11 protein-coding genes are annotated in these 14,170 nt (G+C 66.6%); 4 read left to right on the top strand and 7 right to left on the bottom strand.

Annotation, left to right across the window (positions count from 1 at the left end; genetic code table 11):
* Positions 1-344: 344 nt before the first annotated feature.
* The 3 genes from ABD481_RS43925 to ABD481_RS43935 all read right to left on the bottom strand — a co-directional run bounded on the left by ABD481_RS43925 (position 345) and on the right by ABD481_RS43935 (position 6,254).
* The gene (locus ABD481_RS43925) at positions 345-4,271 is read right to left on the bottom strand and encodes a DEAD/DEAH box helicase (protein WP_344671872.1); all 3,927 of its coding nucleotides are present in this window, start codon (positions 4,269-4,271) and stop codon (positions 345-347) included.
* A 440-nt stretch (positions 4,272-4,711) separates the two neighbouring features.
* Positions 4,712-5,074: a transposase gene (locus tag ABD481_RS43930; protein ID WP_344671873.1), complete on the bottom strand. Its 363-nt coding sequence runs from the start codon at positions 5,072-5,074 to the stop codon at positions 4,712-4,714.
* A gap of 199 nt (positions 5,075-5,273) precedes the next feature.
* Entirely contained in the window at positions 5,274-6,254 is a 981-nt protein-coding gene (locus ABD481_RS43935; RefSeq protein WP_344671874.1) for an ISL3 family transposase, read from the bottom strand.
* 277 nt (positions 6,255-6,531) lie between these two features.
* On the opposite strand from ABD481_RS43935, the gene ABD481_RS43940 reads away from it, so the two are divergent.
* On the top strand, positions 6,532-7,029 hold the full coding sequence (locus ABD481_RS43940; protein WP_344671875.1) for a hypothetical protein: 498 nt from the start codon (positions 6,532-6,534) through the stop codon (positions 7,027-7,029).
* An 80-nt stretch (positions 7,030-7,109) separates the two neighbouring features.
* The gene (locus ABD481_RS43945) at positions 7,110-9,746 is read left to right on the top strand and encodes a tetratricopeptide repeat protein (protein WP_344671876.1); all 2,637 of its coding nucleotides are present in this window, start codon (positions 7,110-7,112) and stop codon (positions 9,744-9,746) included.
* A gap of 101 nt (positions 9,747-9,847) precedes the next feature.
* Here ABD481_RS43945 and ABD481_RS43950 read toward each other — a convergent pair whose 3' ends face one another.
* Together ABD481_RS43950 and ABD481_RS43955 are read right to left on the bottom strand one after the other, a co-directional pair.
* Entirely contained in the window at positions 9,848-9,985 is a 138-nt protein-coding gene (locus ABD481_RS43950; protein ID WP_344671877.1) for a hypothetical protein, read from the bottom strand.
* A 103-nt stretch (positions 9,986-10,088) separates the two neighbouring features.
* Positions 10,089-10,355, bottom strand: a complete 267-nt coding sequence (locus ABD481_RS43955) for a hypothetical protein (protein WP_344671878.1) — start codon at positions 10,353-10,355, stop codon at positions 10,089-10,091.
* A gap of 1,031 nt (positions 10,356-11,386) precedes the next feature.
* Here ABD481_RS43955 and ABD481_RS43960 point away from each other — a divergent pair.
* Complete coding sequence (locus ABD481_RS43960; RefSeq protein ID WP_344671879.1) at positions 11,387-12,484, top strand: hypothetical protein; 1,098 nt, start codon at positions 11,387-11,389, stop codon at positions 12,482-12,484.
* 288 nt (positions 12,485-12,772) lie between these two features.
* A complete protein-coding gene (locus ABD481_RS43965; RefSeq protein WP_344671880.1) occupies positions 12,773-12,898 on the top strand; it encodes a hypothetical protein in 126 nt (41 codons plus the stop codon).
* A 92-nt stretch (positions 12,899-12,990) separates the two neighbouring features.
* Here ABD481_RS43965 and ABD481_RS43970 read toward each other — a convergent pair whose 3' ends face one another.
* Complete coding sequence (locus tag ABD481_RS43970) at positions 12,991-13,518, bottom strand: hypothetical protein (protein ID WP_344671881.1); 528 nt, start codon at positions 13,516-13,518, stop codon at positions 12,991-12,993.
* Positions 13,511-13,933: a hypothetical protein gene (locus ABD481_RS43975; protein WP_344671882.1), complete on the bottom strand. Its 423-nt coding sequence runs from the start codon at positions 13,931-13,933 to the stop codon at positions 13,511-13,513. Before ABD481_RS43975 ends, ABD481_RS43970 begins: the two co-directional genes overlap by 8 nt.
* Positions 13,934-14,170: the final 237 nt, after the last annotated feature.

The following is a 14,170-nucleotide window of genomic DNA, read 5'->3' on the forward strand; positions in this document are numbered from 1 at the left end:
CACCGTGAACGGCTTCACGGACCGACTCCAACACCTCGGGCGTCTTGGCCCGGACTATCAGCAACCAGTTCTCAAGGCAGTGGACGATCACTCGATCACCGACGTACCACCGAGACTCGAAGTGAACCGCACCGGGATCCTGCCATACTCCTCCGTTTGGCTGCAGGTCAGAGTCGCTGCCCTGACCTGCAGTCGACCAGGGACCGTAGCGCAGTCCTGGTACGGTTCAGCCGCTGGCGGAGAAGGTAGCGCAGGCCACGCAGCAACCGCTATGTCGCGGCGCGCCGCGAGATCGTGGCCGAGCCGCGCAAGCCGACTGAGATCCAGCAGAGCCTGCTCCTGACTCAGTCTCCGTCTTGACCCGGCCGCCGCACCTCGCCCAGCAACGGGTTCGCAGCCAGCTCCGAGAAGTAGGGCAGCACAGTCCAGCAGTCGTGGTCACCGACGACGATGAGGCGTCGCTTCGCGCGGGTGATCGCGACGTTCAGCAGGTTCGGGCGCTGTGCCGCCCAGGCGCGCGACCTGGGCTGGTCGGCAGCGCTGCCCAGGACGAGGATGACGATGTCCGCTTCCTTGCCCTGTGTTACGTGCACCGTGCCGACGCGGCCGCGGTCTCTGTCAGTGGGCAGCCAGTCGTCCAGCAGCTCCCGGAGCCGGGAGGCGACGTCGGCGAAGGGGCTGACTACGAACACGCTTTCGGCCATGCGGTGCAACACCTCCGCGCGGCGGATCGCGGGGTCGGACCACCGTGGCGGGTCGTCGGAAGACAGGTCGGCCTTTAGGAGCGACTGGGAGAGCTCGACGGCGAGGCGTTCCATGATTCGAAGGACGTACGCGCCCTCGGCCGGGTTCCACTTACCACCGCTCGGCCGCGCCGGAATGTGCGCCCAGCCGGAGCGGGTCAAGAAGGGGTACTCGGGGCGTCCGTTGACGCCGTTGACCATCATCCCGTCGTAGGCGATCGCGTTGCTCACCTCAAACATCAGCTGGTCGCAGCGTCGATGGACGCGCAGCGGCGACGCCACCCAGGTCTTGTCGCCGCCGGCGTCATCCAGCCAGGCCCCGCAGTCGGCGAGGCGGTCGGCGAGTGTCTGGACGGACGCTCGGCTCGGCGCCCACTCCTCGCCGACGCCGAAGCGGCGTGCCAGGCGGGTCTGTGCCGTCCAGGGCAGGGTGACGACCGGCTCGAGCTGAAGCGGATCGCCGACGACGACCGCGCGCTGGAACCGCCACAGCGCGCCGACCGCCTGCTGCGGCGGAGCCTGCCCGGCCTCGTCGACGAACAGCCAGCCCAGCGCCTCGGAGCCGAGGCCGGAGAACATGCGGCCCAGCGAGGCGAACGTCGTGGAGACGACCGGGACCACCAGGAACAGCATCTGCCACGCCGCGAGCACGGTCGCCTCGGGAAGGTCGGGTGGCGCGGTTCCCTTGACGACTGCCATCGCTGAGATCAGGTTCTTTCGGACCAGGCCCGGGGCGTTCGCGAACAGTGCGCGGTGCAGGTCGAGCGCTGCCAGGAACAGACGGGTGCGCGCTGCGGCGAACTCCTCGTCCATCCAGGGCGCGGAGAGCTCACGGCGACTGGTCGCGTCCTCGGCGTCCGAACCAGCAGGGGACGGGGTACTCCACGGCGGAGATGACTCGTACCGCAGCGCCGCCCCATCGCCGTTCGAATCGTCACCAGTCGGGGCCTGCCACTCGTCCCCGGGCACGCTCGACCCCCAGCGCTTGCGGGCACGTTCCACGGCCAGCTGATATGCCTTCAGCTGCTTGACGCGACGCGCATACTGATCGTCCGCGGTGTCTACGTCGGCCGCGAGTCGCTGGACTGTCTTCGCGAGCGCGATGACGCGTCGGGCCCGGTCTCTGACGGACGCTGACGCGGCGCTCACGTCGCTTTGAGCCATGCGTACCGCAGCCTGCGCCTGTGACGAAAAACCCTGCCGCTGCGCGAACACGGCGTCGGCCGCATCACAGGCTTCGACCAAGTGCGCACGCTGCTCCTGCCACCGCTGATCGGCAGCGCCCCGAGACACGAACCGGCGCAGCGCCCCGGGCCGCCGGAACCGCCGATCCTGAGCGAACAGTGCCGCCTCAGCCGCCTCGACCCCGGTCTGAGCCGTCCATACCTCGTCCTCTGCCGCCGAGTACGACCGAGCGGCCTCCGCGAGCACATCGTCGGCAGCCCGGCGCCGCGCCTCACCAACCTCATAGGCCGCGCGCGCAGTGGCGAGACTGGCCTGTTGCGCGGCCAGCACGGATCGCGCGTCGCCGGCCGACGCTGCCAGGCGCAACAAGATCGAATCCGGCCCGGCCAGGTTCGCCATCACGTCGGCGATACGCTGGCGCGCGGCGGCCAGCTCCGCAACCTGCTTGCGGGCCGTTTCGAACCGCTCCTTGGCCTCGTCCCACGTCTGCGTCCCGAGCGGCGGCTCGGCGGCACCGGCGCTCGGCGCGCTACGCGCTTCCTCCTGCTGCCGCAGCAGATCGTGCAGCCCTGGCGACGTCACCTGCCGGCTGCGGTCCCGAGCCCAGAAGAAGTCCTCCACGAACTCCTGCCGATATGACCTCCGCCCGAGCCGCGCCGCGACCGCGCCCCATACCGGCTCCTCGCACAGGTTCCCGGCCGGCCCTGCCAGATAGGACGCCTCCGTCTCCCACGACTCGACCGCCTTCAGTGCCGGGATCTCCATGGTCACGTTGGCCACCGCCCCGTTGTTCGCGGACGCCACAACCATCTCGAAACCGGTGAGCTCAGCGATGAGCGGCCGCACATTCATGCGGTGGTTCTTGCCGGCGGCATCAGCGGTCTGCCAGTACAGAGCGGTCTTCCCGAACGCGTCCTCCGGCCGCTTGAGGTCCGCCAACCGCTCGGCACGCTGCACCACTACCGCCGCGATCACATCCCGCAGCATCGTCGTCTTCCCGGTCCCCGGCGGGCCGTTGACCGCGTAGCTGCCGCGCGCGTCCGGCGCGCCGAGCTGCGCCATCAGCCGGTTCACCGCAAACTGCTGGCTGAGCGCGAGCGGCTCGCCGACCGGCGACGGCCAGCGCCCCAGCGGCATCGCCGACGGCTGAACCTGCTTCAGTTGCGTCTGCGGGGAGCGCCGTAGGTCGACCCGCCGACGGCTGTCGACGGACTCCTCGGCGCACAAGTACCCGGTCAGCAGCGGCCCGGCGGCTCCCGAGGCGACGGACTTGGCGGCCCGATCGAGGTCGTCGGCGTAGAAACTGTTCATAAGTCCCTCGCCGGCCGACTCTTCGGCGTTCTTCACCGAGACCCGGTAGCTGTGCACCCTGATCGCAGTAGGCTCCAGTTCCTCCCCGACACCCAGCCGCTCAGCGACCCAGCGCGTGATCGCGCTCAAGTCGTCGACGGTCAGGACCTTGGTGCCTACTTTCGGCGGTTCGTCATCGCCGGAATCGGCTCCGCCACCGGTGTCCCCGTCGGCCGAGCCGCCACCTCCACCCGCCCCGTCATCCTTCTTGCCCGCCCCGATCCGCGACCGCGCCGCATCCAGCAGTGCGTCCCCGGCCCCGCTCACCGCCTTGGAGACCACGGCCCCGACGATCGGCGCGGCGAACCCGCCAACCGCCGCGCCCGCCGCCGTCCCGGCCGCCTTGGCCGCCGCGTCGACGCCGCTCGCGGCCGCGTCCAGCGCGATGCGCGCCGTCGACCCGGCGATCGGCCCGAGCCGCGGACCGCCGCTGCCCGGTCCGGACCCGGACCCGCCAGGACCGAACTCGATCCCCGCGTCCCCGTCGCCGACGTCGAGCAAGACGGCAAGCAGTTCCTCGGAGTCCTCGTCCCAACCTTCGAGCCAGTCGGTGGCCTGCGGCCCCGGGGACAGCGTCCGGCTCACCGCCCAGGCACAGGCCGAGAGCGTGGCGCTAGTACGGATCAGCCGGCCTTCTTCAGTGACAACGAACGACAGTAGCGCCGTGTGGCCAGTGATCCGGCCGTCGAAGTCGTGTTCCGACTCCGGTGACCGGAAGGCCTCCTCTAGAACGGCGCGCATCTTCGCGAGCTCGAAGACACCCGCGTAGACCGTATGCTGCCAGACCGTCTCCCGTTCCCGCCTTAACGTGCTGCGCGGCCGCCTGCTCAGCTCGGACCCGGCCTCCCAGGGCAGCGGACGCTGCGCGTGCACGCTGAACACATTGCGCTCGGGATCGACCTTGCTGATCTTCTGCGGGCTGAAGTACTCGATCGCACGCCAGTACTCCAGGATGCGTGCGCGCCGGTCGTCTTCGGTCTTCCGGCTCCCCATGCCCGCCCCCGAGTCAGTGTCACGCCACGTGATGAGGAACTTACGGTATCAGCATTCGTATACCTGACAGTCGCTTCGGTCGTACAAGCTGTACTGGACTGGCTCCCTGAACGTCCACAGGAGCGCTGATTCTGATGAGCAGCTTGCATCCGGGGCAGCTGCCAGGACCCAGTCGTTGGTTAGGGGCTTTGGGCTCGGAGACGTGGCGTCCCAAGGCGCAGACTACGGTTCCAGCCAGGCCGCGTTGGGTACTCGCGTATAGTGTGACTCGTCATAGACGAGAATGTCACACTTTGCTTTAAGTATCACAACGCGCCGCCTCCACTAGGAGGCTGGTCAGTTGTGTCGGCGACGTTGAAACCCAGGGGTACCTTGCCCTGTTCTAGTCGGATATTCGGTTCTGGCAAGATTTTCGTGAACCGTAGCGGGGCGGGGACTGATCACAGCAGTAGCACGCGTTTGCGAAGTAGCGGCAGGCCTGCCCGTCCATACATCTGCCGCTTGACCATCTTGATCTTGTTGACGGAGCCTTCGACCACCCCGGACGACCAGGGAAGCGTGACGCCAGCGACGATGGCGGACGAGTCCTTGTCCAGGCCGGTGGCGAAGGTCTTCAAGGCGGGCAAGTCGTCGGCTTTCACGGCGAACGCCCAGTAGCGGAGCTTGGCAGTGCCTTGCCGGTTGGTGAGGATCGGGGCGAAGGCCCGGATGTGGCCGCAGAGCGCCCCCAGGTGCGGGCATGTTTGCCGGACGTCCTTGAGCTGGCACTGCTGGTCCTCATCAAGTCTGTCGGGCGGGCTCATCAGTCACCTGACCAGGGTCCTGGTTGTCGGCGGTTGGGGTCCCGCTGTCGGGATCGCGCCGGTGGCCTGCATCGTCCGCAGATACCTGGACAGCAGTCGGATGCTGCAGTCCAGGCCGCGTTCAGCCAGTTCACGGCGCAGCACAGTAGCCGATTGGCAGCCCTCGTTCCACCGCTGGTGCAGATACTCCCGCCAGGGATCAAGGACGCTGGGGCGTTGTCCGGCAACGTGGGCGAGTAGATCGTCCACTTGCCTGGCCTGCACGAACCTCCTGACCGTATTGCGTTGCAGGTGCAGCCCACGAGCGATCTCGCTGACCGCCCAGCCGCGATCGGTCAACTCGTGGATCTCTCGCCAGCGACGTCGGGTCCGGGCCTCCAGCACGCCTTGCGCAGATAGCGCCTGCGGCGGCGACGACTCGATGGCCGCGGGATCGACCGGGGCCGCCGGCCCCCATGCGCAGGCATCCGCGATGGGCGGCAGCGTCCTTCTCGACGTGCCGGCCCAGGTTGTGCCACAGATGCCAACGATCGGCCACGTGCTGCGCCTTCGGTGCACCACGGTGACCGCCTTCGTCATAGGCGCCGGCCCGGTCCCGGCAGATCACCTTCACTCCCGGATGCGTGGACAGCCACGAGGCCAAGGGGTCGCCATCACGTCCGGGCAGCAGGTCCAACACGCGATGGGTTTCGCCGTCGACCAGAACAGTGCCGTAGACGTGGCCACGCCGCAATGTGAAGTCATCGACGCCGAGCACCCGCGAAGCCACAGGCGCCGGATCGGGAAGCTTCATAACTAACGACAACAACGTCACCCTGCTGACCACCACATGCAGCACCATCAACAGCCGCGCCCCAGCCCGCCCGGCCAGAGCCACGCCCACGGCCTGCAGCATCTTTAGCAACAGCCGGGTGTAGCGGCCATATCGGATGCTCACACCGGCGACCTGCCCCACGAACGTCCGACGCGAACACGCGGCAGCATCACAGAACAGCCGCCGCACCGACAAGTCGATGACGACTGGACAACCACCGACCGCAGCATCGGCGATACGCCGCAGATACCGGCTGCGGACCCGCCCGCACGGGACGCCGCAGCCCGGACACGGCAGCTTGACCCCGTCACGAGTACGGGCGCTGACACGAATCGATCCGTTCACCACCTCGACGTGCTCCACCACTACCGCGTCCAGAGGCGGCAGGAGCACCCCGAGCAGTCCATCACACAATGGGAACGATGGCACCACGGCAGCGCACTCTCACGCCTTCACGAAAATCTTGCCAGAACCGAGTTTTCGACCTGGACAGGTGGCGACAGTGGCTCCCGGTGAGTCGCCTGTAGGACGCCGACCGGAGAACGCTCGGCAGGTTGAAGGTGGCTGACGCCGGAGATCCATACGGCTTGCCGGTGATCGTTCGCCAGTTTCGCCATAGGTCGTGAGTCCCAAGGGCTTCATCATGTTCTTCAACACGGGCACGATGGGTATGCGGCGTCACCGCGCTGCGAAGACGTGTCACGGTACTGAAAAGCAGGGGTGGGGGATGGTTGAGATCGAGGCTGTGGTCGGGCAGGCCGTGCCTGCCATCAGCGCAGCGATCGGCGCGTATGGCGTAGGGGTGTTGACTCGCGCTGAGGACGATGCCGCCGAGGCGACGGTGCGTCTGGGGCAGCGTGTGTTGGGCCGGATTCTGCGCAGGGTCCCGGATCGCTCTCCGGTCGAAGCCGCGGTCGGCGTGCTGGCTGACGCCATGGACGACCCCGACGCGCTCGCCGCGCTGCGTTCGCAGGTAAGGAATCTGTTGAGGCGCGACTCGGAACTGCTGGCGGAGCTGACTACGTTGCTGCCAACCCCGCCTGCGGCGTCGGCACCTGATGGTCGGGGGATCGCGGTCTCCGGGGGAAGCGTCGCGATCGCCTCCACCGGAGACAACGCTGTGAACGTCACTCTGCGGTGAACCCTGCCGAGGCCGGTTCGTTCGGCGAGAGGGCCGGGGCCGGTTATGGACCGTCGGCATCCGGCCGGCCGGGCGCCTCCGTGTCCGGTGGCCGCGTCGGGATCGTCTCTGTCGGCCCCGACGCCGTGAACATCTACCACGCGCCTCCGCCGACGTCGTTGCCGCCGGTGGGGCGGGTTCCGGTGCCGGCGGGGCTGTCGAACGTCCCGCGGCGGGGGATGTTCATCGGGCGGGATCGGGAGATGGAACGGCTCGCCGACGCCATGTTCTCCGGGTCCGGGGTGGTGACCCAGGCGGTGGCGGGGCTGGGCGGAATGGGCAAGAGCACCTTGGCCGCCGAGTACGCCCGACGATACGCCGACCGCTATGTCGGCGTGTGGTGGCTGACCGCGGACAGCCGGGCGAGCGTCGAGACCGGGCTGGCTGATCTGGTCCGCCGACTGATCCCGAGCCAGGCCGCCGACCACGACGGCCGGGTGCTGAGTGATTGGGGGCTGTCCTGGGTGCAGTCCACGCCGGGGCTGCTGCTGGTCTGGGACAACGTCGATGACGTTCAGGATGTGGCTCCGTTGCTGGCCGCGGCGTCCGGTGACGTCCACCACCTGGTCACCAGCCGCTTGGAAGGCGACTGGCATCTGATCGACGCTCAGCCGCCCCTGCGCCTTGGGGAACTCGCCCCGCAGGACGCGGTCCGACTGTTGACCCGGATAGTGGGGTCCACCTTGGATGAGCACACCGCCGCGGCCCTGTGTGCCGAGCTGGGGTACCTTCCGCTGGCCGTGGAACAGGTCGGGGCCTATCTCGCCAAAGCCCGCACCGACCCCGGTGAGTACCTGGCCCTCTGGCGCACCGCCCAAGCACAAGCGCTGGCCAGCGCTTCCGCGGGGAGTCGGGTGGACCAGTACATGACCGGGGTGTGGAAGATCACGTTGGACAAGCTCGCCGACATCCCGCTGGCGGGGGACCTGCTGCGGGTCATGGCCTGGTTCGCTCCCGAGGCCATCTCCCGCGAGTTGCTGAGGCCGCTCGCCGAGCCCGATGAACTGGACAGAGCGCTGCTGCGGCTGAACGCCTACAGCATGGTCACCTTGGATCCCAGCGGTCGGGCGATCAATGTGCACCGCGTGGTCCAGGCCGTGGCTCGCACACCCGATGCCGCAGACCCGCACCGCCGCCCCGACGACGTCGCCGTCGCGCGGGACGCCGCGATCAGCCTGATCGATCGGCTGGTTCCGGCCCGGGACGCCCTGCCGGCGACTGCCGTGGCCGACTGGCGGATGATCTTCCCCCACATCGACGCGTTCGCCGGCCACAGTCACGGGCTACCCGTCACGGCGAACACCGTCGCGGTCATGGACCGTGCTTTCCGGTTTCTCCAGATCGTGGGAAACCCGGCTGCGGGCATCCGGATCGCCGCATGCGCCCTGGCCGGGTCGGGTCAGCTCCACGGTGAAGATCACCGGGGAACGCTGGCTTCCCGCAACAATCTCGCCAGTGCCTACGAGAAGGCCGGGGACTCGGGGCGGGCGATTCCGTTGTTCGAGCGGACCCTCGCCGACCGTCTCCGGGTCCTGGGTGAGGACGACCCCGACACGCTGGCTTCCGCCACCAATCTGGCCGGCGCCTACGAGTCAGCCGGGGACTTGCCGGCGGCGATTCCGCTGTTCGAGTGGACCCTCGCCAAGCGAATCCGGGCTCTGGGGGAGGACCACCCTGACACCCTGGGCGCCCGCAACAACCTCGCCAGCGCCTACCGGTCTGTCGGGGACCTGGGGCGGGCGATCCCGCTGTTGCGGCAGACCGTCGCCAACTACGTCCAGATGCTAGGCGAGGACGACTACGACACCCTGGAGGCCCGCAACAGCCTTGCCCACGCCTATTTCGACGCCGGAGACTTGCGGGGGGCGATCTCGCTGTTCGAGCAGACTCTCAGGGGCCGGGTCCGGACCATGGGCGTGAATCACCCTCACACCCTGGGCTCCCGCAATAATCTCGCCACCGCCTACCAGTGGGCTGGGGACTTGGGGCGGGCGATTCCGCTGTTCGAACGGACTCTCGCCGAGCGTATCCGGGTTCTGGGTGCGCACCACCCCGACACCCTGGGCACCCGCGCCGGGCTCGCCGCCGCAGTCGCAGCAGGAGGGGACTTGGGGCAAGCGATTCCGCAGTTCGAACGGACTCTCGCCGAGAGTATCCGGGTTCTGGGCGCGGACCACCCCGACACCCTGGCTGTCCGTAACAACCTCGCCAGCGCCTACCGGTCTGTCGGGGACCCGGGGCGAGCGATCACGCTGTTCGAGCAGACCGTCGCCGGCTTCGTTCGGGTCCTGGGCGAGAATCACCCGAGCACTCTGCTCTCCCGGCACAACCTCGCCCACGCCTATGAGTCGGCGGGTGACTTGGCTCGAGCGATCCGGATGTACCAGGAGACCCTCGCCGAATGCGTTCGGGCCTTGGGCGAGGACCACCCCCACTCCATCGGTTTTCGCAACGATCTTGCCGCCGCGTACGTCAACGCCGGTGATCTGGGGCGGGCGGTCTCGCTGTTCGAGCAGACTCTCGCCGAATGTATCCGAGTTCTGGGTGAGGACCACCCGTTCACCAGAGACGTCGGTCGCAACCTGGCCATCGTCTATCGCCAAACGCGATGGCGGCGATTGGGTCGGCGAGTCGTCAGGAGGTTGTCTCCCATCGATGGTTCTGACACCGAGCCCTGACCACGATTTATGGTCAGGGAGCCGAACAACCGCCAGCGGAGCACTCCCGCCACAACCTTCGACAGCGCGCGGGCGTGCCGCTGGGGGCGGCGCACGGCAGGTCAGCCCAGCTCGTGGTCGAGCGCGGCGGCCCGGACGACCCCGGCGAACCGGTGGCCGACCGACGGCCAGTCGTGCGAGCCCCCGGCCCGCCGGGCGGCGGCCCGCGCGGCCGTGAGCCGTTCCGGCGAGGCGAGCATTCCCCGCAGCGCCTCCTCGAACCCCGCGGCGTCGTCCGGCGCGACGAGCGATCCCGCGACTGTAGTACTTCTGAAACTCGGCCACGGCGTGTGACGTGCTGTTTCATGCCACGGTCTGGTACTCGTTGATCAGTCCGCCGAGGATCGGTTTGCGGCGGATCCGCTGTGGCGCGGCCGGGAACGGGATCACGTTGGAGGCGTCATCGGGGGCGCGCAGCCCCATCCCGTTGCCTTGGTGGCTGCGTCCGGCGTTGTTGTGCTCGATATATTGCTGCAGGACGACGCGCGGATGGCGCTCACTGATGATGAGCATGCGGTCGGTACAGTCCTCGCGTGTCGTGCGCACGAACTGCTCCGCGAGGGCGTTCATCCGCGGGCATTGCGGTGCTGTGATCAGGACATTGATGCCGGTGGAGGCGAAAACGGCGTCGAAGGCGTCGGTGAATTTGGCGTCGCGGTCTCGGACGAGGTGCTTGAACCGGCACCGGCCTTCTCAAGTTCTGCGGTGAACTCCCGGGCCAGCTGCGTGGCCCAGGCGCCGGTGGTGATTAGGGCTGCCTGTGCCGGTTCTGGCCAACTTTCCGTGAAGTGACTGGCGCCAAGGTCGCCTGGTGCGAGGTTAAAGTGCCGCTTGGCAGAAGGAGCCGCTCGACTACGCCTGCCTCTTTACGGAATGTGGGCCAGATCCAGATCCGACGCAAGCCGCCCTAAGCAACCGGCCGGCGCAGCGGCGAGGCTGTTCCGGTCGGGGAGGGCTGAGCCGGGTGGTCAACGTGCACAGGCTGCGCTCCACGCTGGCGTTCATAGACGCCAACGCCGCACGGTGGAATCAGGGGTCGTGGCTGCACTGCGTCGCCGCCTTCGCGGTGGAGAACGCGGGGTACGTTGTAATGCCCTCATTGAGGGTCAACCGCACGTGACAACGGGTGCTTCTTTCCGATAGCGTGACAAGTCAATTACTTGAGGGCATCCTGGGAAACTCGATCGATCACCACGCAGGTGTTGATCGTTCAGCCCAAGTCTGAGCCATGCTTGATTCTGCTTCAGTACCCGATGGAGAGAGACGTCCGGATTCTCCTTCGAACTCTCATTCACGTGTGCTCTACTTGACGGATGTTGCTGAACCTGCTGCCAGGCGTGCGTCGGCTTCGCGCACCGCTCGCTGCCGGCTATCTCTGGCTCGCGGCAGCATGGATAGGGCTTGGCGGTGCAGACCTCGATCTACGAGGTTCGACTGCGGGAAGATCGCTGCTTGCCGCGAGTCGGGCCGCAGGAGTCACAGCCACAATTGGATCTCTCACATTTACCGCTTACATCATTGGGATAGCTTCTATTGCTGTTACGGATGGTCTCCTGTCACGAAGAGATCGAAAGTCGCGACACTTTTCCATCGATCGACCCATGAATGAGCTCTACGACAAGAAATTTGAGATCTTCTACCGAGAGAAAAAGATGGAGGAGGCGCGATCAAGTGCGGAGCTCCTTAAGGTGCACGCAAGTCAGATTTCAGCACTAATCGACAGCGCCATTGATAAAGTGGAGAACGTCAGCGAAACTGCATTCACAGATTTCATGGAAGGAGACTCCCTAGACTTTCCGTGCGACTACGAAGGCGTCAGCGAACCCTCTCTGCTTGGCGCTACCACAAGCTTGATGGTCGAGGCCAGGCGTGCGATCATGGCGTTGTCGGAGACGGTCGATAACATCGAAGAGAACCTACCTCCTTCGATCATCAAGAGAATAAACGAGGTGGTACGCCATGGGCGCTACACGATCTTCACGCGGTGGCTCTCTCGGCGGTATCGCAGACTCCTGCCCAGTGAGCGGATACTGAAGATCGCGTTGAAGCATACCCAACTGAGGGAGTCTGACTACCTAGAGCTGCTGGTTACTTCATCTCGAATCGACGGTTTTACAGCTGTAAAGACTTTCTCTGATCACCTGAAGGGCTTGCGAGACCCTATAGACGTCGACTCCGAGTCCGATCCGAGCAGCGGCCCGGCGAAGGCTCTTGTTGATTCGCTCGACGGCCCCTTCGGGTCGATCCTTGCTTCGCATTTACCACGGTACCGTGTCTGTCTCGAGATCATGGATAGACTCGACTCAGAGTTCGAAGTCATCCGCCGGAGTAGAGGGACGACCACGCCGGACGTCCTGTCGGAGATCGACCAGATAGATTCCGAAGCGCAGTTCCGCGCTGGCATTTCGGCGCCTCTCTTTGCCGTGGCAATTGCCGCGGCGATTGGTTTCTCTATCTGGTTCTCCGCATTGGCAGCCTTGGCGGTGATCCTTGCCCTGCTCGCCGGGAAGGAGGCCGGCGATGCCAACCATCTGATCGTTGACTTCATTCAAGTTAAAGCGATTGCCCCGGAAATTCTTGGTCGACCTGCTGCACAGGATAAGGAGTCGACCGGAACGAGAACGACGCCCGAAGGCCCATCACGCAAGAAAAAGTCCTTCTCATTTTCCATACCCAGCATGTGTAAGAAGGTCAATTGATGACACGTTGGAATCGCTCACGCCTCGCCCGACGGCGCATACCATGACATCGGCCTTGAACAGGTAGCCACCTTCTGATTGGCTGCCATCAGTACCGACATCGTCCCGGATACATCCGCAGCTCTCAGCACTACGGCGGGGACTTCGCGTCCGAAGCCCGCGCTAACGAGCCAAGCCCAGAAGCTCGCGATCCTCCAGACGACCTCGTTGCCATCCCACGCCGCACGGAGATCCAGTCCAGCACGCTGGTCGATGTGGCCATCTTCGGTGAGCGCCCCTCAATCATGAATGCGCCTTAAGTACCGGGCCGCGGCGTACATGCTGGAGGAGATCGCGGAGACGGCGCTGCCTGAGGCAGGCCGTGCCGGCGAGCTGGCCGGGATCTTCCTGGCCTACTACCGCGCCGAGTCGTAGGAGCCGTGAATCCCTGGACCCGTGGTCGCGGGCCTGAGAAGGATGCAGCCTGTGGTTCGCTCCGCCACGGGGCCGAAGCACAGGCTGCCTGGTCAGCGGCGCCGCCGCTGCTTCTTGCCTCCGGGGAGAAGGGAAGCCAGGGAGGCGGCGTAGTCGTCTTCGCGTTCGGCGTCGGGATCGAGGCCGAAGGGCACCAGCTGTGCGCCGAAGACGGTGCGCAAGACCAACGTGGCGCGCGCCACGTGCAGCAGGCCGCCGTCGGGTCGGCGTCCGACGCCGAAGGTGCTGATGACCTCGCGCCGCTCCGGCTGCTCGGAGGGTCGGGGGATATCGCCGAGCGGGAGCTGCTTGGCGGCCTCGGCGGGGATGGTGACTGATCCCAGCCAGGACTCGCCAGCGAGCAGGATCGCCGCTGGTTGTTCTGTGCGGGCGATCTGGGCGGTCTGCTCGCGGTCGACGACGCCGTTCGGCATCGTGACCAGCCGTGCCGGCCCGGTGTCCGGGATGAACCACAGGGCCGGGATCACCCGACCGTTGGCGGCGAAGTGCTTCTCTGCCTGCCCGTGGAACCCGGTGGCGATCTCTTCGAGCTGTTGGGCGGTGACCGGTATGTCAGCCACCTTCTCCGACGAGGTCGTCGCCGGGCGGGAGGCGAGGATCCGGCTGCGGGATGTCGCCCCGTTCGCGGTAGCGCCGGGCGGCCAGGTCCCAGACCGCCTCGGTGACCAGCCGGTTGAGGTCCTCGATCGCACCTGGCGTTCCGGGGGGCGTCGGGGTCCAGCCGTCCGGTCCGAGCACGGCGAACCAGCCCAGCTCGCGGCACTCGGCGTAGCCGGGGCGCAGCCCGGTCCAGGTGGTGCGGCAGTCCAGGTGCGGGTCGGTGCGGCAGCCGCGTGCCAGGGTGCAGTGCGCGTTGCGCTGTCGTCCGGTCGCGGCGCACCAGCCGATGCATTCCCTGTCAACCCCAGGTTTGTTGTAGAGAGTCCCTGGTGCACACTCCCAGCCCGTAGTGGCTGCCCGCCGCGAGCTACCCACTGTGATCTTCCGAAGCTCTGTTGGGCTGAATTGCTTGGGACTCGTAACAAAAGTGGTGCTGCTGGCCTGCGGGAATGCGTGTGTATCAGTGTTCGTTGACGCGCTCGGAGGTGTCCGTAGCGGTTTGAAGTGGCCCGGGTGTGGCGGTTTGAAGTGGCCCTGGGCCAGTTGCGCCTGTGCCCGTTTTGTCTGGAGGCGGCCTGAACTGGCCCACCTCACCTCACGGGCATACAACCA

Origin of the sequence: Catenulispora yoronensis, from assembly GCF_039531695.1 — a bacterium.
GTDB lineage: Bacteria > Actinomycetota > Actinomycetes > Streptomycetales > Catenulisporaceae > Catenulispora > Catenulispora yoronensis.